Annotated in this window: 16 protein-coding genes and 4 pseudogenes; 9 read left to right on the top strand and 11 right to left on the bottom strand. The window is 71.5% G+C overall.

Annotated elements, in window-relative coordinates; translation table 11 throughout:
• Window positions 1-12: 12 nt before the first annotated feature.
• Both TU30_RS37745 and TU30_RS28430 read right to left on the bottom strand, forming a co-directional pair.
• Window positions 13-291, bottom strand: a pseudogene (locus TU30_RS37745) (hypothetical protein); the annotation flags it as partial.
• 36 nt (window positions 292-327) lie between these two features.
• A complete protein-coding gene (locus tag TU30_RS28430; RefSeq protein ID WP_052479945.1) occupies window positions 328-990 on the bottom strand; it encodes a hypothetical protein in 663 nt (220 codons plus the stop codon).
• Window positions 991-1,099: 109 nt separating this feature from the next.
• Here TU30_RS28430 and TU30_RS28425 point away from each other — a divergent pair, with 109 nt between their 5' ends.
• From TU30_RS28425 to TU30_RS28415, 3 genes are all read left to right on the top strand, one after another.
• On the top strand, window positions 1,100-5,914 hold the full coding sequence (locus TU30_RS28425; protein ID WP_158719383.1) for a hypothetical protein: 4,815 nt from the start codon (window positions 1,100-1,102) through the stop codon (window positions 5,912-5,914).
• A gap of 518 nt (window positions 5,915-6,432) precedes the next feature.
• The gene (locus TU30_RS28420) at window positions 6,433-6,729 is read left to right on the top strand and encodes a hypothetical protein (RefSeq protein ID WP_042175321.1); all 297 of its coding nucleotides are present in this window, start codon (window positions 6,433-6,435) and stop codon (window positions 6,727-6,729) included.
• Window positions 6,730-7,279: 550 nt separating this feature from the next.
• The gene (locus tag TU30_RS28415; RefSeq protein ID WP_042175319.1) at window positions 7,280-7,558 is read left to right on the top strand and encodes a GlsB/YeaQ/YmgE family stress response membrane protein; all 279 of its coding nucleotides are present in this window, start codon (window positions 7,280-7,282) and stop codon (window positions 7,556-7,558) included.
• Window positions 7,559-7,938: 380 nt separating this feature from the next.
• Here the strand turns inward: TU30_RS28415 and TU30_RS28405 are convergent, their stop codons facing one another.
• On the bottom strand, window positions 7,939-9,333 hold the full coding sequence (locus TU30_RS28405) for a hypothetical protein (RefSeq protein WP_042175315.1): 1,395 nt from the start codon (window positions 9,331-9,333) through the stop codon (window positions 7,939-7,941).
• Between the two features lie 420 nt (window positions 9,334-9,753).
• Window positions 9,754-10,718, bottom strand: a pseudogene (locus TU30_RS28400) (NAD(P)-dependent alcohol dehydrogenase).
• 101 nt (window positions 10,719-10,819) lie between these two features.
• On the opposite strand from TU30_RS28400, the gene TU30_RS28395 reads away from it, so the two are divergent.
• Window positions 10,820-11,500, top strand: coding sequence for a TetR/AcrR family transcriptional regulator (locus TU30_RS28395; protein WP_042175402.1), 681 nt, complete (start codon window positions 10,820-10,822; stop codon window positions 11,498-11,500).
• 342 nt (window positions 11,501-11,842) lie between these two features.
• Entirely contained in the window at window positions 11,843-12,814 is a 972-nt protein-coding gene (locus TU30_RS28390; protein ID WP_042175400.1) for an alpha/beta fold hydrolase, read from the top strand.
• Window positions 12,815-13,440: 626 nt separating this feature from the next.
• On the opposite strand, the pseudogene TU30_RS34800 reads toward TU30_RS28390, so the two are convergent.
• The 6 genes and pseudogenes from TU30_RS34800 to TU30_RS28360 all read right to left on the bottom strand — a co-directional run.
• Window positions 13,441-14,175 (bottom strand): annotated as a pseudogene (locus TU30_RS34800) (SDR family NAD(P)-dependent oxidoreductase); the annotation flags it as partial.
• A 404-nt stretch (window positions 14,176-14,579) separates the two neighbouring features.
• A complete protein-coding gene (locus TU30_RS28380) occupies window positions 14,580-15,410 on the bottom strand; it encodes a sugar nucleotide-binding protein (RefSeq protein ID WP_042175309.1) in 831 nt (276 codons plus the stop codon).
• Between the two features lie 234 nt (window positions 15,411-15,644).
• Window positions 15,645-16,100: a GNAT family N-acetyltransferase gene (locus TU30_RS28375; RefSeq protein ID WP_042175307.1), complete on the bottom strand. Its 456-nt coding sequence runs from the start codon at window positions 16,098-16,100 to the stop codon at window positions 15,645-15,647.
• A 209-nt stretch (window positions 16,101-16,309) separates the two neighbouring features.
• Window positions 16,310-16,927 carry a 3-oxoacid CoA-transferase subunit B gene (locus TU30_RS28370; RefSeq protein WP_042175305.1) on the bottom strand — a complete coding sequence of 206 codons (618 nt, stop codon included), beginning with the start codon at window positions 16,925-16,927 and terminating at the stop codon, window positions 16,310-16,312.
• Window positions 16,928-17,106: 179 nt separating this feature from the next.
• Window positions 17,107-17,778 carry a 3-oxoacid CoA-transferase subunit A gene (locus TU30_RS28365; protein ID WP_042175303.1) on the bottom strand — a complete coding sequence of 224 codons (672 nt, stop codon included), beginning with the start codon at window positions 17,776-17,778 and terminating at the stop codon, window positions 17,107-17,109.
• Window positions 17,775-18,980, bottom strand: coding sequence for a thiolase family protein (locus TU30_RS28360; protein ID WP_042175301.1), 1,206 nt, complete (start codon window positions 18,978-18,980; stop codon window positions 17,775-17,777). Before TU30_RS28360 ends, TU30_RS28365 begins: the two co-directional genes overlap by 4 nt.
• 84 nt (window positions 18,981-19,064) lie before the next feature.
• Here TU30_RS28360 and TU30_RS28355 point away from each other — a divergent pair, with 84 nt between their 5' ends.
• Window positions 19,065-19,955: a LysR family transcriptional regulator gene (locus tag TU30_RS28355; RefSeq protein ID WP_042175397.1), complete on the top strand. Its 891-nt coding sequence runs from the start codon at window positions 19,065-19,067 to the stop codon at window positions 19,953-19,955.
• A 214-nt stretch (window positions 19,956-20,169) separates the two neighbouring features.
• Here TU30_RS28355 and TU30_RS28350 read toward each other — a convergent pair whose 3' ends face one another.
• On the bottom strand, window positions 20,170-20,928 hold the full coding sequence (locus tag TU30_RS28350) for a DUF1775 domain-containing protein (protein ID WP_234308004.1): 759 nt from the start codon (window positions 20,926-20,928) through the stop codon (window positions 20,170-20,172).
• A gap of 227 nt (window positions 20,929-21,155) precedes the next feature.
• Between TU30_RS28350 and TU30_RS28345 the strand changes: the two genes are divergently transcribed.
• The 3 genes and pseudogenes from TU30_RS28345 to TU30_RS28335 all read left to right on the top strand — a co-directional run.
• Window positions 21,156-21,917, top strand: coding sequence for an IclR family transcriptional regulator (locus TU30_RS28345; RefSeq protein ID WP_042175300.1), 762 nt, complete (start codon window positions 21,156-21,158; stop codon window positions 21,915-21,917).
• A 691-nt stretch (window positions 21,918-22,608) separates the two neighbouring features.
• Window positions 22,609-22,941 carry a transposase gene (locus TU30_RS28340; RefSeq protein ID WP_042174380.1) on the top strand — a complete coding sequence of 111 codons (333 nt, stop codon included), beginning with the start codon at window positions 22,609-22,611 and terminating at the stop codon, window positions 22,939-22,941.
• A pseudogene (locus tag TU30_RS28335) lies at window positions 22,938-23,174 on the top strand (IS3 family transposase); the annotation flags it as partial. The gene TU30_RS28340 and the pseudogene TU30_RS28335, both read left to right, overlap by 4 nt.

Here is a 23,174-nt window from a genome sequence, read left to right as displayed (position 1 = left end):
CGCCTGTGCCTCCGCGGGGAGCGCGGGGAACACGACCACCGAGCCGTCCTTGTTGCGGGCGATCTCGATCGCCACGTCTGTCGTACGGCCGTTGACCGTGACGCCGTCGCACAGCCTGCGGATCCGGTGTGCCACGCGCATCAGGCGATCGACCTCACCGGTCGTGAAGACGGGGCGCAAACTGTTCGGGCGTGCCGGCTCCAGCGCCGACAGGCGTACCAGGACACCGGCGATGCCCGCCTCCAGTTGATCGAGGCGCTGCTGGTCGCGCTTGAGTGTGCGGGTGAAGTTGGGGCCTCCGTGCCCCGGTGGGACTCGAGTTCCGGGTCAGGGACGGGCTCCCGGCGGAGGCTCGAGCGCACTTGGTGGTAGAGGTCCGTGGACGGTGATGCCGAGGTCGAGGCGCATGTCACGGCGCAGGTCGTGCAAGAGGCCACGGGCGGCGTCGAGATGAGCCCGGACCTGCCGGGGGTCGTCCCGCTCGCGAGGGGTTCCCGCGTGCAGCCGCTTGAGGTTCCCGTAGGCCTGGTTCAGTTCACGGTTCACGGCCGAGGCGACGGTCAGTACGCTGTCGGGCACCACCATCTGGGCCTCCGCATAACAGGCCCGGTAGGCGATGCGTACCTCCTCCAGGTCTGCAAGCTCCTCCATCGGCTCCGGGCCGGCTCCGCCTCCGTCCGAGGGCAGCCGGTGAAGCTCGTTGGCGAGTGCCCCGAAGTAGCGACGGGCGGCCTGGTTCAGGGCGATGTAGTTCGCCCGGCGCAGCTCGTACATCCGTTCTTCCTCGCGGGCCTTGCCCTCAGCCCGCCGCAGGTGTTCGGCGTCGCGGCGCTCCGCCTCCCGCGACCGCTCCGCGCTGCGCTGGGTCAGCCATGTCGCGCAGAGCGTCCCGCACACACCGACGACAGCCGCGATCAGCACCTCCATCGAAGTGCCCTCCTCCCGGTCGCCGGTCTCGCACACGGTCGGCGTGCCTCTGTCGGCCACCATGCCCGCTGAAGGGAAAGGAAAGCCCAAATCGGCCCGGCACGCTGGCCGTTGCGGAAAGAAGCCTCGGGTTCCGGTGTGCTTTCGTGGTCCACGTCGGTAATCTGTGGACATGAACCGCGACTCGGCGAAGAGCGACGGGGGCCCCGGCCGCGACGTGCTGGAATCCGGCTTGGCGCTGTTGCGGAGTCACTTACCCCGCGCCAGTTCCGTGGAGATCGTGAAACCGCTCGCGGGCGGTTACACCGATGCCCGGGTAATGCTGTGCGACATCGCCCAGGCCCCGCTCGGTGACGGCGACGGGGTGTTGAACGGCCAGTACATCCTCAAGGCCGGGTTCTCCACCAGGCGTCCGCAGGCCGACGCCCACAACGCGTTCGTGCAGGGCCTGGAGGGGTACGGCCGTACTCGCGTTCCGCAACTGGTCCAGTCGCTCCAGGAATCCGGCACCAGCGTCGACGTGTACGACATCGCCGGTTTCAGCCTCGACCATCTGCGCTCGGCCGAGCACGTGGACGCCGAAGACCGGGAGGAGACCTGTGCCCGGGCGTCCAGGGAACTGCTGAACGCCCAGCTCGCCGTCACGGGCCCCCCGGACTACCAGGGCACCGTCGGCTCGGTCCTGCGGGAGTGGCTCGGCAGCACCTTCCCCGACAACCAGCGCGGCTCCCGCGTCCGCGAGGTGCTCGGCCCCGTGCAGGGGGCCAGACACGTCTTCCGCCACGAGGGCGAGTTGCTGCCGAACCCGCTTGTCCTGCTCGATCCCCACGTCGGCCTCTCCGGACGGGATCTGGCGTGCTTCCGCGGGCCGGCCCACGGCGACCTGCATCTGCGCAACGTCCTGGTCCGGGGCTCCCGTCTGACGAAGGACCTCGCGTACTGGCTCATCGACGTCAACTGGGACGCCCCCACCCCGCTCCTGTACGACCACGCCTACCTGGAGCTGTCCGCGCTGCTGTTCGGGCTGGGCCACTCCACCAGCGGCCGGGTGCTCCCCCTGCTCGCCCGACTCGACGAGCAGCCCCTGACGGTGCCCGTGGAGCTGGATCTCAACGACTCCGGTCTCATCACTCTGCTGCGCCGTATCCGCACCGAGACACGGAGCGTTCTGACCACCCGCGAGCAGAAACGGGAGGACGTCTGGCAGCAGCAGATGCTCATGGCCCGTGTCGCCGCCGGCCTCAACTGGGCCGCCAAGCCCCTCGATGACATGTCCCTGCGCCACGCCGCCCTGGCCAGCGCGGGCTGGGCGGCGCGGCTGCTGTTGCGGGACCGCCACGCCAAGGTGTGGTTCGAGATGGCCAAAGAGGACCCCATCGGCACCGTGGGCCTCGCGACCAGCTCCAGCGCCACCCCGGTCACCGCGGAGAAGGCCCTCCGCCTGTGGAAGCCCTTCCGGCAGCCCCACTCGGGCATGGATCTGTTCCTGGTCTCCGACAGTGTGGCCGCCAAGCCCGAACTGGCCGCACTTGCGCACTGCGGCTGGGCAACGGTGATCGACCTCGATCCGGACAGCGACGACAACGGCCTGTCCTCGCTCGTCGTGTCCGATCTCACCGAACGGCGCCACGTCAGCGTCTTCGGCGAGAACCTCGATCCGGTCCCCTCCGACCACGCGACCAACTGGCTGATGGCGAACGGCTGGACGAGTCATGACGAGCCGAGCGCCGACTCCGACGATCTGTGGCGCCGCCGCGGCCACCTCAAGCGCGTCAGAGAGCTGGTGGACGCGACCCACGAAGGCACTCCGAACCAGTCCGCCGCCGTCCTGGTCCTGCGCTCCGGACACCGGGACCAGCAGATCGACCGTGTGCTCGACTACATCGACGAACGGTACGACGGCATCGCCAGGAAACTCGACCTGGCACAGTCTCCCGCCATCAACGGGATCGACCTCGACGCCTTCATCACCGTCGTCGCCGAGTCCCTGCCCCTGGACAGGAGTGGCACCTCCCCGTCACTGCCCGGTCTCGACGGGAAGCGCTGGGCTCTGAGATGGTCCGATCTCCAGCGCCTTTCGGTCGATCTGGAGGTACTGCACTCCGAAATCCTCTCCGACGGCGTGCCCGCCCAGCAGACGGCGGACGAGTTCTGGCGCGGCCGGCCGCCCACCTGGCAGGAGCTGGAAGTCCCGGTCGATGTCAAGCGTGATGCCTACGACGCCCTGGAGAACGAAATCACCCAGCGGCTGAACGACCACCAGCTCGCCACCGTGCGTCTCGATCACTCCCCCGGCGCCGGTGGCACGACACTGGCCCGCCGGGTGGCCTGGAACCTGCACCGCACCTATCCGACCGTGCTCCTTCGCACCTACTCGGACACCACGGCCGACCGCATCGACGAGATCTATCAGGAGACCGGTTACCCCGCACTCGTGATCGCGGAGTCGGCGATCCTCCCGGACTACGACCGCGACGAACTGGTCCACACCCTGGCCCAGCGCAACACCCGGGCCGTTCTCCTCTGGGTGAACCGCACGAACATGCGGCGTAAAGGCGGGCACCAACTGCTCGATCCGCTGCAGGGTGCAGAGCGCAGCCGTTTCCTCAAGAAGTTCCGGGAGCGCGCGGACACCGACCGGGCGCGCCGGCTCCTGGACAGCCTGTCCGAGGGAGCCACCGACGAGGTGGCCGTGCAGAAGCTGTCTCCGTTCTACTTCGGACTGTGCGTCTACGAGGAGCAGTTCGAGGGCATCGCCCCGTACGTACGCAATCACTTCTCCAAGCTGACCCGGGAACAGAAGGAACTCGCCCGCCACCTCGCCCTGCTCACCCGTTACGGCCAGGAGCTCGGCCTGTCGATCGTCATGGTCGATTCGTGGATGCGACGCGAACGGCCGGTCTACTCGCCATTGACCAACACCGAACTCGGCGAACTCCTCGGCCCGGACCTACGTCATCTGGTCGTGACGGAGCGTGGCGCGCTGCGCCTCCTGCATCCCCTGATCGCGGAGTACGTCCTCAAGGAGGAACTCGACGGCGAGCAGTACAGCCTCGGCAAGATCTCCGTGGACTTCATCAGGCGGACGACCAGCCTGCTCGGTCCCGACAACAGGACCACCGCGCACCTGCTGAACGAGCTGTTCATCAGGCGCACCTACACGGCCAGGGACGGGCAGAGGCCGGACAACTTCTCGGAACTCATCGAGAGCATGTCGCCGGAGGCCGGCGCCGAGGTGTTCGAGGTGCTGACCACCGAGTGTCCGGACAACGCGCACTTCTGGAACCATCGGGGCCGTTTCGCCATTTACAAGGTGCGGGCGGACTTCGGCGCGGCCGAGAACTTCGTCCGCACCGCCGTGGAGAAGTCCAGCGGGCGGGACGCGACCCATCTGCACACCCTGGGCATGGTCCGCCGGTTCTGGATCGAGAACACGCTCGAGCAAATACTCAGGGACGGTGAGCGTCACACACCGGAAGAGCTGCTCGCATCCGTGGAACCGCTGTTCGACCGTGCGATGGAGGCCTTCACGGACGCCGCCAAGTACAAGAACACCGACTACACGTGGTCCACCCCCATCCAGCTCATCGCGACCGTGGTGGAACGCCTCTGGAAGGCCTCGGGTGAGGCGAGCCTCGCGGAGTTCATGGAGAGCGACGCTCCCTCGGCCGTATGGGTGACCGAACAGATAGGTCGGGCCGAGGAGCTCCTCGACAACCTCCGCAACATCAACGCCGAGGGTAACTACTACAAGCGGCTCGACAACCAACTGACCCTGCTGTACGGGGACGTCGAGCGGCTGGTCGAGCAGTGGCAGGAGCTGCGTCGGCGTGGCACGGCTAATCCTGAAATGGACCTGGCCATTGCCCGCACCTTGTACGCGAAGGCGGGACGGGACTGGTCGCAGCTGACCGAGAATCAGGTACGGACCATCGCCCAGATGGCGGAGGAGCCCGTCAACAGCGGCCGTGCCACCAACGCCGACCTGCGGTTGTGGTTCCAGTCCTATCGCAAACTCCCTGAGTACTCCGAGACGCACGCCCTCGAACGGCTCGCCTGGTTCGCCTCGGAGCGCAACAGCCTGGATGCGAACTACTACCTCTACATCCTGCACTTCCTCATCTGGTACCGCGGTGACGCGCAGGACGAGGAGCGCATCCGCTACTACCTCGAGGAATCCACGCGGCTGAGCCGTGCGCACCGCAGGCAGTGGAGCTTCGAGTGGCTCGGCGGCGATTCACGGCCGCATCCGCTGGTGCACTTCAGCGAAATGGGCCAGCAACGCCACGGGTCGACCGGCTTCTGGAGCCACCCCCAGGAGCTGGTGCGGGTGCAGGGCATCATCCAGGAGATCAAGAGCCCTCAGTCCGGAAGGCTGAGGATCAGGCGCGGACGCCTTCCGGCCTTCTTCACCCCCCGCAACCGTTTCCGGAAGACCCGTGACATCGAGGCGCCCGTCGAGTTCTATTTGGGCTTCAGCTACGAGGGCCTGCGCGCCTGGGAGCCCACTTATCCCGGGGAGACGCCCGAGGCGCTGGTCAACGCGGAACCTCCCAGGAAGTCGCCGCTCCCGGGTGCGTCGAGTCCAGCCCTGTCCGTCCCCGCGTCCACCTCCACGCCCACGGACATGAAGGCAACGCCCGAGCCGCACCCGGAGGAACCGCCGGCACCCGCGAGCACTCCGCCCGGCCCGAAGCCGTCTCGGGTCGATCCGGCGATACTGCGCTCGCTCGCCGCCCGCCGGCGTGGCCGAGGGGAACCCGCGGACTTCCGAGAGGTCGTCCTCGGCCTGGTGCAAGAGGCCCGAGGGGAGGAACGCACCTTGACCTCACTGGAGCTGGGCAAGTCGCTACAGACCCTGTTCGGGATGGACACCTACAAGCAGTTCCTCAGGGACACGGGCAGAGGAAAGCTGAAACTCGCCGTGCAGACCCTCGGCTTCAGAATCACGCCGACCCCGCAGGGCTTCGACATCGACCTGCCCTAGTGTCCTGAAGCTGGGGAAAGCTGTCTTTCCAGGGTTTGGGGCTCGGTAGGCGGTGCAGGGAGCCGATGACCTCGCCCGTGGCGGCGTTGAGCGCCGCGAACAAGGTGGTGACGGGCGACTTCGGCGAGCCGCCGGCTCAGCTCGTCGGCCTTGCACGGGCCCCCTCGAACGCGGACAGGGCGCCGCCGGGCTCGGTGTGCGCACAGGCGTGCTGGAGCCGGGCCGGCTCCCCTTCGGCCTTGGCCGGGATACCGGGTTCCCGGCGGGGACCGGGTACCGGGCTCGTCCGAGTCCAGTGCGGTGCCTCCGACCCTGCGGATTCCGCGGCTCCGCCGTTCTCCCCACCCCTGCCCCTGGGGGCCGCACCTGCACACCATCACCCTCGGAGCCGGCCCCCGGCTTCCTGCTCATCCCCGCGGGAAGGCTCCGCGGGATGGTTCTGGACGCACGGCACGGGGAGTGTCATGATCGCCACCACCCGCCGCAACTGATCCTTCACCCACAGGAGCCCCGTCGCCGTGACCCGGCGCTGGATCGGCCTGATCCTCTTCTCCCTCACCCTGCTCCCGGCCGGGCCGGCCGTGGTCACCGGCCACGTGCCGGAGCGTCTGCGCCTCCGGCTCGCCCCGACGCCACCGCGCGGCTGGGCCGTCCTCGCGCTGTACGCCGCCGCGCCTCTCAACGCGATCCCCCGTCTGGCCGGCGCCTCACCGGCGATCACCCCGGCCGCTACCGCCGCCGCGGGCGTAGTGGCCGCAGGCGGGTGCGCGGTGGCGGCCATCGCGCTGCACCGCGCGGCAGGCCCCGCGTCCTGACGAGGGCACGGTGCCGGCGGCGCGGGATCGGATCGGTCGGCCTCTGGTGAGCCACGCCCACCTTCGTACTCCGGTTGCCGAGTTGTCCCGTGGGCCGGCCCACGGACCGGCCCACGGACCTCCTGAGCTGCGCCGCCCCCACAGCGCTGCTGGTCACGGTGAGGAAGATCGGGGACCGGCTACGCCGACACCGGAACGAACACCTCGCGGTCGAGGCTCCCTGGCCTCCGGTCACCCCGCCTTCGGGAAGGGCGCGTGGGAGTCCCGCTGCGACGCGTGACGCGGGTCCGGCCCCGGTGGTGAGGGCCGCCCACCCCTCGGGCCCGTCCCGGGCGCCCCGGACGGGCCGGCGCCGCACGCCACCGTTCTTCTCCTCCTCGCATCCTCATCGCGGCCCGCAGCCCGGCCCGGGACCCGGCTTCCGGCGTCGCACCGCCCCTCTCCGGTCAGGCGTCGACAGAACCAGGATGCGGAAGAGACGTTTGTTCGGGCGAGATTGGTGCACACGATGAGCTAACACAGCCTTTACACGACGAAGCGGAGACACACCATGGGCATCATCGCGTGGATCATCATCGGCCTGCTCGCCGGCGCCATCGCCAAGGCCCTGATGCCGGGCAAGGACCCGGGCGGCATCATCATCACCATGCTCATCGGTATCGCCGGCGGTCTGCTCGGCGGCTGGCTCGGCAAGGTCATCTTCGGTGTCGACTCCATCGACGGGTTCTTCGAACTCTCCACCTGGATCGCCGCGATCGTCGGCTCCCTCATCCTGCTCGCCCTCTACCGCGTCATCGTCGGCAACCGGAGCTCGCGCCGTCACGCATGACCCTTCGGAGGCGTACGCCTCCGGACCCACTTGGACGGCTCCCTCCCCTGTTCGCAGGAGCGGGAGCCGTCAGGGTGTTCAGGGTGCGGGGAGCGGCGGCCCGCTCTCCCCGGTCGGCCGCCACCGCGAAGGGCTGCGGCACGGCTGTGGTCGTGGCCCTCACCGGTTGCACGCTCCGGTGAATCCCTCCGGTTCCCTGCCCACCGGTTCGTACGGCAGCGCCCCCTTCACCGCACCACACGGATTCGGGTGTGCGGCGGTGCGCCCGGTGCCGACCGGGGTGGGCGGTCGTCCGGGGCGCGGGTGGCCCGCCGGGCGGTGACCACGGACGCGCGGACCGACCCCGTACGCCTCGGCCGCGTCGCTCCGGGCGCCCGCCGTCATCCGGGTACCCCGGCCTCGTCCATGACCACGGCCATCTCACCCGGGGGAAGGGCCGGGTTGGCGCCCGCGCTGGAGGCCAGCTCGGGCAGGGCGAGGGCTTCGAGGAGGCGGGGAAGCGGCAGGCGCGGGTCGCGGGCCGCCGCCTGGCGCGTCCAGACATCCGGGTCGTGGCTGAGCCGCTCGATCAGGTCGGGGCCGGCGGCGGGGTCACGGACGGCCAGCTGCCGGTAGATCCCGTCCGGATGGTCCGCGTAGCGGGCGGCCAGCCCCTCGCGGGGGAAGCGGGGGTGGCCGGTCGCCATCCAGGCGGAGAACGTCCCGCCGAGCCGTGCGTACACGCTCATCAAGACCTCCTCCGGGGTGTCGGGGTGGTATATGGCCAGGTGGGTGTGCACGATGACGTCCGTGTCCTCGGCCAGGAACCGCAGGAGATCCGGGGGCAGATGGGGGCTGCGGGCCGCGGCGCGGCGCAGCAGGGGATGGGCGGAGGCAGCGGCCCGCTGCAACACCTCCCGGTCGGCGGTGCCGGCCGCCACCCAGTCCACGTCACCCCGTGCGTGCGGGGCCACGGTGAAGTCGATCGCGGCGCGTCGGGCTTCGGTCAGCTCGGGCCGGAGGGAGACGGCGAGCCGCACCCCGTCGTCGGGGTCGACGGCGAGCCGGTCCACGAGGTCGGCCGGCAGGGACGGATTAACGGCGAGTTCGACCAGGTGGACGCCCTCGGCGAGGAACCGCTCGGCGTCCGCGCGGTCGAGAAGCCCCCGGCGCAGCGCCTCGGGCAGGGTGGCGGGGTCGCGGAGCAGCGCCGTCGTGAGCCGTGCGTCGTGCGGACACGCGCACAGCGCGGCCGACCGCCGTACCTCGGGGTCGGGGTCGTCGAGCAGCGTGGCGCGCCCGTCCGCCGTCAGTTCGTCCCAGACGCGCAGGGCGGCCTGTCGTGCGGCCGGATCGGGGTGCCGGGCCAGGGAGGCGAGGAAGGACGGCGCCAGGTGGGGCGAGTGCAACAGCGCGCTGCGTACGGACGGTTCGGGGTCCTCGAGGAGGCGCCCGCACACGGCGTCCGGCAGCGGACGGACCTTCGTCCGGGGATCGTGCGTCCATTCGGGCCCGTTCGCGACGGCGGCCCGCACCTTGGGCGAGGAGTCGTCCGCGAGCCGGGCCCGCTGCTCGGGCTCCGCCTGGCCGCTCGTCGCGAACTGGACCCGCGTGTCCAGGACCGGGTGGGTGAGGATCACCGCCACGGCCGGCTCGGGCAGCCCCGGTCGGTGGAGGGCCTGGAAGGGCGGGCCGTGCCCCCCGCCGTCGAAGGCGATCAGCCGCAGCAGCAGCGCTGTGGGGAGGGCCGGGTTGGCGGCGACTCCGTCCAGCGCGGAGGAGTGGAAGGCGACCATGTCTCAGCTCCCCGACCCGTCGCTCTGCGTGCAGCCTCTCCTGTGGACACCTACACGGCCTCGGCCTTTCGGGTCGACATGCCGTCATCCTGGCACGGTCCGGGATGCCTCCGCGCGTGATCACCGAGAGCCCTCGCCACGTCACGGGGCGACGTCGGCCTTGGAAGGGATCCTGCGGGCAGGGTGGCCGTTCGCATGCTCGCGGTCAGTCTGCCGTCCGCTGTCCGCTGTCCGCTGTCCGCTGTCCGCTGTCCGCCGGGATCTTCACCGGAGTCCCGGCCGACGGATCCCGGAGGACCGCGTTGTCTCCCGATGCACCGAAGGAGCGACATGGAGTGCGCGGGTTCAGGGGAGGGCCTTCGCCGGACAGCGCGGCGAGGGCGGCCGCGGGACGCACGCCCGTCCACGCCGGCAGGGTTTCTACGCGACCCTGACCACGTACTTGCCCCGAACGCCACCTGCCTCCAGCGCCCGGTGTGCCGCTGCTGTCTCCTCCAGAGGGAAGACCGTGTCCACCGCCGGACTCAGCTTCCCCTCGACCACGTGGCGGGCGAGGTCGTCGAAGTGCTCCTGCGTGGGGTTGCCGCTGAAGAAGCGCACCCGGCCGTGTCCGTGGACCGTGCTGGCCGCGAGGTGGCCGAGCGACACAGCGGGCCGTTTCAGGTCGAAGGCGATGGTGACCATCCGCCCGTCGGGATTCAGCAGGCGCCGGAAGGCCCGCAGGTCGGTCCCGCGGCGTCCAGAACCACGTCGAAGCGGCCCAGGTCCGCCGGCCGGACGGTCCGGTGGTCGAGGGCCCGGTGCGCGCCGAGCCCGCGGACGAAGTCGACGTTGGCGGCGCGGGCGAGGGCCGTGACCTCGGCGCCGTACGCCCGCCCGAGCTGGACGGCGGCGTTGCCGACGCCGCCCGCCGCGCCCCGTACGAGCAGTCGTTCGCCGGGGCGCAGCCCGGCTTTGTCCCGCAGCGCGGTGACGGCCGTGGTGGCCACCGGCAGTGCGGCGGCGTCCACCAGGTCCAGTCCGTCGGGGACCCGGCCGACCCGCTCGGCGGGCACGGTCACGTACTCGGCGGCACTGCCGAACCCGGAGGTGCGGCCCAGGACCCCCCATATGCGGTCGCCGACCGCGAACCGCGTTGCTCCGGCGCCCAGTGCGGTGACCTCGCCGGTGAAGTCCAAGCCGACGCGCTGGGGGAATTTCCGACCGGTGAAGAGACGGAGACGGCCGGCCCGGGCTGCCAGTTCGCCGCTGTTGACGCTGAACGCGCGCACCTTCACAAGGACCTCGCCGGGGGCCGGCTCGGGGCGTGGCACCCGGCCCACGCAGAGCACATCGGGGCCGCCGTAGCGGTCGTAGAGCACTGCCTTCATCATGCGGTCGTTCATCGTTCCGCCTTTGCCGCCGGTGGCCGTACAGGGATCTGACATCGACCGTAAGCTCTCAAGTGGACGCAATCGTCCGCTTGGACCGGAAGCGAGAGACAGTGATGGCGGAATCCTCTCGGATCACAGCCCGGGACGGGGTACGGGCGGACGCCCGGCGCAACCGGGAGCGCGTCCTCGTCGCCGCCCGCACGGTCTTCGCCGAGCACGGGATCGACGCCCCGATGGCGACCGTGGCCCGCCGGGCCGGGGTCGGCGTAGCGACGCTGTACCGGCATTTCCCGACCCGGGACGCCCTGGTGCGGGGCGCGTTCGCGCAGCAGATGGAGACCTGTGCGCGGGCTCTCACCGAGGCTCTGGCCGCCCCTGACCCATGGCAGGGCTTCCAGCAGCTGGTCGAGACGGTCTGCGAACTCCAACGGGAGGAACGAGGGTTCCCGGCCGCGTTCGTCGCGGCCTTCCCGGAAAGCACGTCAGAACACGCGCAGGCCCGGGAACAAGCCGAGCGGGACTTCATGACCCTAATACGCAGGGCTCAGACGTCGGGCGCGCTGCGGGCCGATTTCCACCCTTCCGACCTCGCCGTGGTCCTGTTGGCACACTGCGGTCTGGTGACCGCCCTACCGGGTGACGGTGCGGCGTCCCGGCGCCTGGTGGCCTACCTGCTCCGGTCGTTCCGCGCCGACGCGGCCGGCCGACCGCTGCCTCCGCCGGCTGCGCTGACCCTGCGCAGTCTCCCGATCGCAGCCGACAGTCCCCGGGGGCGGCGGTCCTCCGGAGCCTGACACGAAGCGGTACCTGCGCGGGGCACGTCCAGTCCGACACCTCCGCTTCCGCGACAGGCCCGGTGCGGGCAGAGGGCCTCGGGCCGCTTTCGCTCGCCTTCCGGGGTGAAGACGAAGGCCTCACGGAAAGGACCCTCACCGCATCGCACCGCGAGGAGCAGCGGCTGCCCGTGCCGCGTTCCGGACGGCCTCGCCTGCCCCGGGAGGCGCTCACACCCGCCGGCGCGATCTTCACTCGGCCGGACCATCCCGTGGTGCCCCGCCGGTCGGCGGAACGCAGTGTCGTCATGCAGTCACTCCCCGGACGTTCCCCCGGACATTCCCCTCGGAGAAAGAGTGGTCATGAAGCACATACGGCACGCCGCCCGGCGGGCACTCCCCCTGGCCGTCCTCCTTCCCGCCGCCGCCCTGATGGCCGCCGGCCCGTCCGCGGCCTCCGAGAGCGTCGGCGGTGGTGGTGAACCCCGTGAGGGCGCCAAGCCGACCATCGTGCTGGTGCACGGTGCCTGGGCGGACGCCTCGTGCTGGAACGAGGTCATGCGGAGCCTCCAGGCCCAGGACTATCCGGTGGTCGCCGCCTCGAACCCGCTGCGCAGCCTCTCCGGCGACGCCGACTACCTCGCCGACCGACTGAAGTCGATCAAGGGTCCCGTCGTCCTCGTCGGCCACTCCTACGGCGGTGCCGTGATCACCAACGCGGCGGCCGGGAACCCGAACGTCAGGTCCCTCGTCTACGTCGCGGGATTCGCCCCGGACCAGGGCGAGACGGTGCTGGAGCTGATCGCCCGGCACCCCGGCAGCCACCTGACGGACGACCCCGGGGCCCCCGTCCCCACCGCGCTGGACGCGGTGCCGCTCGGCGGCGGCCCCGAGGAGACCGACCTGTACATCAAGCCGGACGCCTTCAGCGACGTCTTCCTGAGCGACCGGCTCGACGCCGCCCGGGCGAACGCCATGGCCGCCTCGCAGCGGCCCGCGAACGCGGCCACGAGCGGCCAGCCGAGCAAGGGGGCCGCGTGGAAGACGATCCCCTCCTGGTCCCTCGTGGCCACCGACGACCGCACGATCGGTACCGAGAACCTGCGCTTCATGGCCGAGCGGGCGGGCTCCACCACCGTCGAGGTCGACGCCCCGCACGCCGTACCGGAGACCAACCCGGATGACGTCACCGACCTGGTCCTGCAGGCCGCGCACGGCTCGCGCCCCGGCCTCGCCGAGACGGGTGCGGGCGAGCAGGCCGCGGTGCTCGGCGGTGCGGCGGTCCTCGCGGTGGCCGGGGGCACGGCCCTGGTCGTCCGGTCCCGGCGCGTCTGAGGCGGGAGCCGAGAACGTGCTGATGGCCTGCCCGCGGTCCGCGGGCAGGCCATCGGGGAGGCCGTCATCCCGTGTCCCACGCTTCCGGGGCGGGCAGCGGCACGTCGAGGCGGCCGACGGAACTCGTCCACCGTGGTGCCGAAGGTCTGGGTGCCCCTGACTCCCCGAGGGGGTGGTGTCGAAGACCGCGGGGTCCGTGCGGACGCGGTCGGCGCAGCGCGGCCCGGCAACCCGGCGGGCGGACAGGTGCGGTCGGGTACCAGCTCGAGGACACCGCTCTTCGTGAAGAGCGGTGTCCTGACGAACACCCTCCCGGCGCCGGTCGCCAGGCCCATGGCCCCGCCGACGACGGGGGCGGCGGGGGTGAGGGCGGGGGCGGCGGGGATCGCGTCCGGAGCCCTTGTGCGCCGGTCGGCCCGGTCACCGGTGGCCGGCTTCCGGAACGCGCCCATGACACAGCTGTCCGGACGCCGGACCCGGACGCCAGGCCCAGATGCCAGCCGGCCGCCGCCGCAGGCCCGGGCGAAGGCCTCGCGTCGCCGTCGCTCACCTGCCCGGCCCGGCCGCCCCGTCGGACGACTGGAGCAGCGCGGCCAGCTCCGTCTTGAGCACCCCACGGCCTCCTGGACGGTCATCAGATAGCGCGTCACCTCGGGATGGGTGACCGTCACCGGTGTACCGGCCGCGATCTGCCGGGCGAAGACGTCGAGAAAGGACCCCTGGCAACCGAGCACGTTGCCGAATCGCACGCTCACGTACGGCCTGCCCGCCTGGATCGCGGCCGCCGCGGTGAGTCCCTCTGCTATGCGTTTCGAGTATCCGAGCACCCCGACCGGGTCGACCGCCTTGTCGGTGGAAATGTTCACCAGGAACGCGGCGTCCGCGGCCAGCGCCGCCTCGAGTACCGCCCGGGTACCGAAGACGTTCGTCTTCACGGCCTCTCCGGGGAACTCCTCCAGGATGGGCACCCATTTGAGGGCCGCCGCGTGAAAGACGATGTCCGGCCGGCACCGGCGGAACAGCCGGGTGAGCCCTCTGGAGTCCCTGATGTCCGCGAGGAGGATGACGGGCCGCACCGACGAGGAGCTCTCGATGCCGCTGGCCGCCAGGTGAAGGGCCGTCTCGTTCCGGTCGAGCATCATGAGGCTCTCGGGCCCCCACCGGCTGAGCTGCCGGCACAGCTCCGACCCGATGTAGCCACCGGCTCCGGTGACCGGGATCCGCCTGCCGCGCAGGAAGCCGGCGCTGCTCTCGAGACCGGTGCTTGTCCGCGGCCGGCCGAGAATCCTCTCGAGATCCCAGGCGCGATGCCCGCTGTCCGGCAGGTGCGCACCGTACCCTGCGGAATTATCGTCAAACATGCAGTCACACTTCCTTTTTGACAAGAGCCATGACTGATGTGCCGACCAATACGGCGGGTTGGACCGACGTATCGCCTTGGTGCTTTCTTCGCCGACACCTCACGCTGCCTCCCCGGACGCACCTGCGTCCGGGGACCACATTCCGGCGGCCGGTCCGCCACCTGCCGAGCCGGCTCCGTCGACGTCGGGCATGGCCTCGTTGACGTCCGGGGTGGCCGGGAGAATCACTTTATCGAGAGGCGGCACGGTGCGGGTGAATTTCCTCGACTGCCGCTTCACGCACCGGAAACGCCACGACCGGGGCACTCGGTCCCGTGGTCGCGGGCCCCGTCGGGAAGGCGGCCCGTTCCCCGGCGCGGTCCGCCCGGCGCACCCGGCCGCGCCGGGTGGTGGGCCGGGCCGGCTCACGGGCCGCCGGGGCCGAGGAACTCACGCGCGCCCCGCAGACGGGTCCGGAGCCGGTCCTGGGTGGCGTCGGTGACGAGACGAATGTCGAGGTCTCCCGGCGGGGCCACGTCGCTGCGCAGGCCGACCGGCAGCCGGGCCGGATCCAGTCCGTCCCGCCGGGCGATGAGGACGCCCAGGTCGTGACGGTTCATCGCGTCGGGTCCCGCCACGTGGAACACACCGGATCCGTCCGACGTCGTGATCTCCAGAAGGGCGGAGGCCAGATCGTCGACATGCACCGGACAGCGGGTGTCGTCCGTGAACAGGACACCGGTGCGCGTGCCGGCCACCAGGGCGTGCACGGCCTTCTCGTGGGCGGACCGTCCGTGTCCCACGATGAGCGACGTGCGCACCACGGCGGCCTCGGGTACCGCCACCCGGACGGCCGTCTCCGCCGCGGCCTTGGCGGCTCCGTACGGAGTGACGGGGTCGGGGAGTGCCTCCTCCGGGTAGTGGACGTCGGCTCCGGAGAACACCGCGTCGGAGGAGACGTGGACCAGCCGGCAACGGGCGCTCGCCGCCTCCAGGGCGAGCCGGGCCGCTCCGTCGGCCGTGACCGCCCAGTCGGCGTGTCCGCTCGACGCGTTGATCACCGCGGCCGGTCGGGCCCGGGCCAGCACCTCCTCCATCCGGCCCGGGTCACGGAGGTCGGCCCGGTACCAGGCGACCGACGACAGGTTCCGGGGGCTGGTCCGGTAGGTCGCGGCCACGTCCCGTCCGGCGGCGAGAGCCCGGCGGAGCACCTCGTACCCGAGGAACCCGCTTCCGCCGACGACAAGAACTCTCACGCATCCCCCCGACGTCCGGTCCGCCCCGCTCCGCTTCCAGGAGTACGGAACGACGGCCCGCGCGGCCGTGCCGAGCCCTGATCCCCGGGGCCCGATGCTACTGAAGGCCGTGTCCTGCGGGGAGGGTGCCGACGGTCCGTACCTCGTTCTTCGCGTGCCGGGTCCCGGGGACGCGTGCCCGGCGACGGAGTCCGGGCTCGGGGAGCCGTTGCCGGGGCCGGTGGGCCGGAGTCCTCAAAGCGTCCTCGTCATGAACGTGCTGCTCGGGTCGGGCCGGTAGTCCGCGAACGGCTCGCAGGGGGCGAACCCGAACTTCTCGTACAGGTTCCTGGCGGGCAGGAAGAAGTCGGCCGAACCGGTCTCCAGGCTCAGCCGCGTGAACCCGGCGCGCTCGGCCTCGGTGAGGATGTGCTTCAGCAGCAGGGACGCGATTCCGCTCCGCTTGCGCGTCGGAGTGGTGCGCATCGACTTCAGCTCCGCGTGGCCCGCGTCCAGCCTCTTGATCGCGCCACAGCCCACCAGGGTGTCGCCGTCGATGACCGACCAGAACGTGATCCCGGGCTTGCGGAGCGCGCCGAGATCGAGGGCGTGCTTGCTTTCCGGTGGTGTGATGGACCGCATCTGCCGGACGTGCTCTTCGAGGAATGCGGCGATCTCCGGGCCGGAGAGGTCATCCACCACGATCTTCACTTCGTTCGCCCTTCTTCGGGACTTCCGGGACCGGTCACGTTCCCGGGCTGCTCGAGGTCGTGACCGGTCCCCGTGCTCGACGAGTTGCCCCCGAACGCGGGCAAGAACCGGTACGGGTGGGCCGTTCGGGATCGATCGTGCCAGGTGAGGAGCGGGCCGCGAGGACCGGGCGCGGGCGGTGGGTCCTCGTGCCCGGTCCTCGCCCGTGTCTACGCCTTCGGGGCGAGCAGCGGCACGTCCAGGCGGCCGGCGAGCTCGTCCACCGTGGTGCCGAAGGTCTGGCCGACCCTGAGCCCTTCAGGGGTGATGTCGAAGACCGCGAGGTCCGTGTAGACGCGGTCGACGCAGCGCAGCCCGGTGAGCGGGTAGGTGCAGTCGGGCACCAGCTTGGGTGCGCCGGTCTTCGTGAAGAGCGTCATCATCACGAACACCTTCTTGGCACCGATCGCCAGGTCCATGGCCCCGCCGACGGCGGGGACCGCGTCGGGTGCCCCCGTGTGCCAGTTGGCGAGGTCGCCGGTGGCCGAGACCTGGAACGCGCCCATGACGCAGATGTCCAGGTGACCGCCGCGCATCATCGCGAACGAGTCGGCGTGGTGGAAGTAGGCGGCTCCGGGCAGTTCGGTCACCGGGACCTTGCCCGCGTTCGTCAGGTCGGGGTCGGCCTCGCCCTCCTTCGCCGCGGGCCCCATGTTGAGCATGCCGTTCTCGGTGTGCAGGACCACGCCGGAGCCGGCGGGCAGGTGGTCGGCGACGAGGGTCGGCTGCCCGATGCCCAGGTTGACGAAGGCACCCCGGGGGATGTCGCGCGCCACGAGGGCGGCCATGTCCTGCTTGCCCAGCGGGCCCTGACGGCTCGTCGCACCCTGGTTGTTCGACCCTCCCCGGTCACTCGTCCCGCCCTGACGGCTCGTCCCTCTCCGGTCGCTCGCCGCGCCCTGGTCGCTCGCCGCGCTCCGGTCGCTCGTCCCGCCCTGGTCGCTCGTCCTCGTCACTCGGGTCGTGGTCATGCGGGGTCGGCCTCCTTCACCACACGGTCGACGTAGATGCCGGGGGTCACGACGGTTTCGGGATCGATGGCGCCGGTCTCGACGATCTCGCGGACCTGCGCGATCACCGTGGTCGCGGCGGTGGCCATGACCGGGCCGAAGTTGCGGGCGGTCCTGCGGTAGACGAGGTTGCCCATGCGGTCGGCGCGGTGGGCGCCGATCAGCGCGACGTCTCCCTTGATCGGGTACTCCAGCACGTGGGTGCGGCCGTCGATCTCGCGGGTCTCCTTGCCCTCCGTGAGGAGGGTGCCGACGCCGGTGGGGCAGAAGAAGGCTCCGATGCCGGCCCCGGCCGCCCTCATCCGCTCCGCGAGGTTTCCCTGGGGGACCACCTCGAGTTCGATCCGGCCCGCGCGGTAGAGGTCGTCGAACACCCACGAGTCCGCCTGGCGCGGGAAGGAGCAGATCACCTTGCGGACCCGCCCCTCGGCGAGCAGCGCGGCGAGTCCGGCCTCGCCGTTGCCGGCGTTGTTGGAGACGACGGTGAGGTCCTTGGCGCCCTGACGTATGAGGGCGTCGATCAGGTCGACCGGCATGCCGGCCATGCCGAATCCTCCGACGAGCACGGTCGAGCCGTCCTCGGTCCCGGCCACCGCCTCGTCGGCGTGGTCGCACAGCAGGGTGGTCATCGGTCGTCTCCCGAGACGTTCTCCAGGACCACGGCGAGCGCCTGGCCGACTCCGATGCAGAGGGCGGCGACGCCCCACCGCTGTCCCGACTCCCGGAGCCGGTGGGCGAGGGTGCCCAGGATCCTGCCCCCGGAGGCGCCCAGGGGGTGGCCGAGCGCGATCGCGCCGCCCTTGGCGTTGACGGTCCCCGGGTCGACGCCCCAGGCGTCGACGCAGGCCAGCGACTGGACGGCGAAGGCCTCGTTGAGCTCGACGGCGGCGACGTCGGACCAGGTGATCCCGGCCCTCTTCAGCGCCCGGTTCGCCGCCTCCACGGGGGCGTATCCGAACATCTGCGGGTCCAGCGCGGACACGCCCCGGCCGGCGATGCGGGCGACGGGGTCGGTGCCGATGCGGGCGGCGGCCTCGCCCGAGCCGAGCAGGACCGCCGAGGCGCCGTCGCTCAGCGGGGAGGCGTTGCCGGCCGTGATGACACCGTCGGGGCGGAAGACGGGCTTGAGTCCGGCCAGCTTCCCGGCGGTCGAACCGGGGCGGATTCCCTCGTCCCGCGTGACGGTCGTGCCCTTGGCGTCCGTGACGACGGGCACCACCAGGTCGTCGTAGAAGCCCTCGTTCCAGGCGTCGTCGGCGAGGTTGTGGGAGCGGGCGGCGAACTCGTCCTGCCGGTCCCGGGCGATGGAGAAGCGGTCGGCGAGCTGCTCGTTCGCCTCGCCCAGGGAGACGGTCCACTCCTTCGGCATGCGCTGGTTGACCAGCCGCCACCCGAGCGTGGTGGACACGGCGGTCGCGTCCCCGGCGGGGAACGCGCGCGAGGGCTTGGGCAGGACCCAGGGCGCCCTGGTCATCGACTCGACCCCGCCGGTGAGCACGATGTCCGCGTCGCCGGTCTCGATGGCGCGGGAGGCGATGAGGGCGGCGTCCAGGGAGGAGCCGCACAGCCGGTTGACGGTCGTGGCGGGGACCGAGGTGGGCAGTCCCGCGAGGAGTACGGCCATCCTGCCGACGTTGCGGTTGTCCTCGCCCGCGCCGTTGGCGTTCCCCCAGACGACGTCGCCGATCTCCGCCGGGTCGAGCGCGGGGGTCTTGGCCAGGGCCCCGGTGACAGCCACCGCGGCGAGGTCGTCGGGCCGGACGTCGGCGAGGGCCCCCGAGAACTTGCCGAAGGGCGTTCTGGCTGCTGCGTAGAGGTAACTGTCGCTCACGCTCTCACGGTACGAGCGCCCGCTTCATCATGTCCAAGACCTGATCCGCATCGATTCATAAGGATGCCTTATAAAATGGAGTGCATGGAACTCCGTCAGCTCCGCTCCTTCCTCGCGCTGGCCGAGGAGTGCCACTTCGGGCGCGCGGCCGACCGGCTGCACGTGGCGCAGCCGGCCCTGTCCCAGCAGATCAAGCAGTTGGAGCGGGAGCTGGGCGTCTCGCTGTTCCACCGGTCCACCCGACGCGTCGAGCTGACCGAGGCCGGCCGTCACCTCACCGACTACGCACGCGTCCTCGTCACGGAGGAGGAACGCGCGCGGATCCATCTGCGGGAGCTCGCCACCGGTCACGCGGGCCGGGTCTCGGTCGGCTTCATCGGCACGGCCACCTACGACGTCCTGCCGAAGGTCGCCCGCACCGTGCGGGCGAAGCTGCCGGGCATCACCCTGGACCTGCGGGGTGAGCTGCTGTCCCCGCTGCTCGTCGAGGGCCTGCTCTCCGGCACGTTCGACCTCGCCGTCCTGCGGGGCACGGTATCGGAGGAGAACATCCGCACCACGCCGCTGCGGTCCGAGCCGCTGGTGGCCGTGCTGCCGTCCCATCACCGGCTGGCGGGCCGTCGGAGCATCCCGTTGGAGGCCCTGGCCGACGAGCCGTTCGTCATCCACCCCTCCCAGTCCCGGTCCTCGATGTACGACCTGGTCCTGTCCGCCTGCCGGCGGGCCGGATTCCGGCCCGCCCCGCTCATCGAGGTCGGCGAGACCGCCACCCTGGTCGTCCTCGTCGCGGCAGGGCACGGCGTGGCCCTCGTGCCGCAGTCGGTGCAGAGCCTGAGCCTCGACGGCGCGACCTACGTACCGCTCACCGACCCCGGATCCGTCGAACTGGTACTGGCCCAGCGCACGCACCGCGTCCCGGCCGCGGCCGAGCAGGTCGCCTCGGTGATCGAGGACTGCGTCCGCGGTCATCCGTGACGCACGTCCGTCCGGCCGACCGGCCGATCCGACCCGACCCGACGAAGGCGGGCCGCCGCACTCTCGCGGCAACCCGACAACCCGGCAACCCGGCAGTCCGGCAACCCGGCAGTCCGGCAGTCCGGCAGTCCGGCAGCGGGGCAGTGCGACAGCCCGGCGGTGCGGCGGTGCGGCAACCCGCCTCTCGTCCGTGGAGGTGTGCTGCGCGTCCACGTCACTGACGGGCGGCACCCCGGCGGCGGACGAGGAAGGCCACGGCGGCGGCCGCGACGAGGACCACCGCGACGCTTCCGGCCCAGGCCGCGGCGGACAGGCCGCCGTCCTCCGCCTCGCTGTCGGCGGCCACGGCCCGGGCGGACGGCGATGCCGTCGTCTCCTCGGCGGTCGGGGCGGGAGACGGGGCCGGGGCGCTTTCGGGTGCGGCGGGCGACGGGCCGACCGGTGCGGCTCCGGGGGCGGCGGCCTCGAGTTCGAGGACCGGGGCCTCGTTGCCGTGGCCGTGGCCGTGCCCATCGCCTTCACCGCCGGGCTCCGGCAGTTCGATCCACCGGTCGACGCGACCGTCGCTGTAGCTCTGGAGCGTCTTGAACGCCAGTTCCTCGGCGTCGGGGAGCTGGCGGACGACCACCGAGTACTCCACGTCCTCACCGGCCTCCGCGGCCGGGCCCGTGACGGTGTAGCCGTCGTCGGTGGCGGTGAGCTTCCAGCCCTCGGGGCCCTCGCCGTAGGTCACGTCCGTGGGCTCGATGCCCTCGGGCAGGACCACCCGCAGCCGGGTGATGCCCGCATCGGCGGACTCCGAGGCGGCGGCGAAGGTCAGCGTGACCTCCTGGGCGAGCGCCCGGGCGTTGTCGGACTCGACGTGGACGTGGGCGACGGCCGGCCCGGCCGTCAGAAGAAGGGCGGCGGCGGTTGCCGTGGTGACCAGGGCCGGACGGCGTACGGCACGCAGGCGGACGAGGGAGGGGACCACTGATACTCCAGGCGTGGGTGAGTGCGGGGCGCACTCATCATGGGGCATCGGGCGTCCACCTGACAGGCCGTCCGGCTCCAGGCCGGATCTTCGGCTCGAACCGTGCCTTCCGGTGCGCCGTCCGTTCGCCGTGGCCGGCCGGCTTCCCCGGGACCGTGACCGGGAAATCCCGCACGCCCGCCCAACCGCCCTTGCGCCTGTTTCCACCCAGCGGAAGGATGCCGCCCATGGCAGGCAACGCCGCGACCCCCGGACGCTCGGTGACCAGCCGCGCGCTGGCGGTCCTGGGTGCCTTCGACGGACGGCACCGGCAGCTCACCCTCACCGACCTCGCGACCCGGGCCGGTCTCCCCGTCGCGACCGCGCACCGGCTGGTCGGCGAGCTCGTCGCATGGGGCGCGCTGAGCCGCACCGACTCGGGCGAGTACGTCGTCGGGCGCCGGCTGTGGGACATCGGCCTGCTCGCGCCCGTGCACACCGGGCTGCGGCAGATCGCCTCCCCGTACCTCCACGACCTCTACGGCACGACCCTCGCCACCGTGCACCTGGCGGTGCGCGACGGCCGCCAGGTGCTGTATGTGGACCGGCTCTCCGGGCACGCCTCGGTGCCGGTGGTCAGCTCGATCGGCGCACGGCTGCCCCTGCACGCGACGGGCGTCGGCAAGGTGCTGCTCGCGCATGCCCCGGACGACGTACGGGCCGAGGTGCTCGCCTGCCTCCCGCGGATCACCCCGTACACCGTGAGCCGGCCGGCCCAGCTGCGGCGCCAGCTCGACAAGGTGCGCGAGGACGACTACGCCACGACGGTGGACGAGATGAGCCTGGGCGCGAGTTCCGTGGCCGTGCCGATCCGGTCCGGCGGAGACGTGGTCGCGGCGCTCGGCATCGTCGCACCCAGTCTCAAACGCGACCGGCCAGGGCTGGTCAGCGCCCTCCAGGTGGCGGCCCGGGGTATCGGACGCAGCCTGCCGGGACCGGTCGGCGGCTGAGCCGGGACCCCGCCGACGGGCGGACAGGCAGGCCGGTGAATAGGCAGACAGGCAGAACGACGGGCCACAGCGCGTATGCCCGAATCCGTCGGGGCGCGCGGCAACGGCTCTCCTCCGGCGGCGGCGCCGCACGGCCCCACCCGACCGGACCCGACCGGACCCGACCGGACCGGAGAGGCTCCGAGCGAGTACCGTTGACCCGTTCGCGAGTAATGGGAAGAACGTCCAGGTCTCGGTTCACTGATTCCCGGGTTCTCGGCACCCCGGCGTTGCGGTGTCCGCGGGACGTGGCACAACGAAAACCCCGCCCCGCCGGCCGTCCCCCCGCCGGGGCAGGTCGGGCGGACGGCCAGAGGTCCGGCGGAGATCCGGCGGAGGTCCGCCGGAGGTCCGGCGGACGGTGACCGTCCCGGGACGGCCCGGACCTCGTCGCGGAGGAGGTGAACGAAGCAGTGGCCGCACATTCCCGTCGTCCTCCCCCCACGTCACCCCGCCCCTTCGGAGGCCTCGCCGCACGCGTGCGGTCCGTCCGGCGCCGGGCCCGGAAGCGGGACCGCCGACAGGGGCGGCGGAAGGACCGGCAGCAGGACCGGCGCGGCGGCGGTTCCTGGTCCGCGCGTCCCCCGGGGAGGGCGCGGGTGACCTTCCCCTCGTAGCGTAGAGGCCGTGACTGCAGGGGAAGTTGGGAGTCATGGCGGAGAAGAGGCGGAAGTTCGACGCGGAGTTCCGTGAGGGGGCTGTGCGTATCGTGACCGAGACAGGCAAGCCGCTCGCGCAGGTCGCGAGGGAGCTGGGGATCAACGAGACCACGTTGGCCAGCTGGGTCTCTCGCGCCCGGCGGAACGGTGCGGCTGCTGGCGGGCGGAGCGAGAGCGTCCAGGAGGAACTGGAGCGACTGCGCAGGCGCAACACCGAGCTGACCAAAGAGAACAAGGAACTGGCCATGGAGCGTGATGTCCTCAAACGCTGCATGGTCCTGTGGGTGAAGCAGCTGTGGCGGACCCGGCGGCTCTCGTCGGGGTGATCAGCGACCAGAGGACCGGGCACGGCATCCCGCACACTGTCTCCTGCCGCGCGCTCGGCGTATCCGAGGCGTGGTTCCACAAGTGGCGACGTCGCCCGGCCGAGCCGACGAAACGCGAGGTCAGACGGGCGATGCTGGAGGAGAGGATCACGTACTTCTTCCGCCGCTCGGGCGAGACCTACGGGTCACCGAGGATCACGCTGGACCTGTGGGCCGCGGGCTGGCAGGTCTCG

The sequence above is a fragment of the Streptomyces sp. NBRC 110035 genome (assembly GCF_000829695.1).
Taxonomy (GTDB): domain Bacteria; phylum Actinomycetota; class Actinomycetes; order Streptomycetales; family Streptomycetaceae; genus Streptomyces.
Note: the sequence above shows the minus strand (reverse complement) of the source record. Positions and strands in the feature narration are given on the sequence as shown.

What these genes read in the sequence shown, in the direction of transcription:
- TU30_RS28430 (WP_052479945.1), bottom strand. Translation starts at nt 990, where the DNA reads ATGGTGGCCGACAGAGGCACGCCGACCGTGTGCGAGACCGGCGACCGG.
- TU30_RS28355 (WP_042175397.1), top strand. Translation starts at nt 19,065, where the DNA reads ATGGAACTCCGTCAGCTCCGCTCCTTCCTCGCGCTGGCCGAGGAGTGC.
- TU30_RS28365 (WP_042175303.1), bottom strand. Translation starts at nt 17,778, where the DNA reads ATGACCACCCTGCTGTGCGACCACGCCGACGAGGCGGTGGCCGGGACC.
- TU30_RS28345 (WP_042175300.1), top strand. Translation starts at nt 21,156, where the DNA reads ATGGCAGGCAACGCCGCGACCCCCGGACGCTCGGTGACCAGCCGCGCG.
- TU30_RS28370 (WP_042175305.1), bottom strand. Translation starts at nt 16,927, where the DNA reads ATGGCCGCCCTCGTGGCGCGCGACATCCCCCGGGGTGCCTTCGTCAAC.
- TU30_RS28415 (WP_042175319.1), top strand. Translation starts at nt 7,280, where the DNA reads ATGGGCATCATCGCGTGGATCATCATCGGCCTGCTCGCCGGCGCCATC.
- TU30_RS28340 (WP_042174380.1), top strand. Translation starts at nt 22,609, where the DNA reads ATGGCGGAGAAGAGGCGGAAGTTCGACGCGGAGTTCCGTGAGGGGGCT.
- TU30_RS28395 (WP_042175402.1), top strand. Translation starts at nt 10,820, where the DNA reads ATGGCGGAATCCTCTCGGATCACAGCCCGGGACGGGGTACGGGCGGAC.
- TU30_RS28425 (WP_158719383.1), top strand. Translation starts at nt 1,100, where the DNA reads ATGAACCGCGACTCGGCGAAGAGCGACGGGGGCCCCGGCCGCGACGTG.
- TU30_RS28390 (WP_042175400.1), top strand. Translation starts at nt 11,843, where the DNA reads ATGAAGCACATACGGCACGCCGCCCGGCGGGCACTCCCCCTGGCCGTC.
- TU30_RS28405 (WP_042175315.1), bottom strand. Translation starts at nt 9,333, where the DNA reads ATGGTCGCCTTCCACTCCTCCGCGCTGGACGGAGTCGCCGCCAACCCG.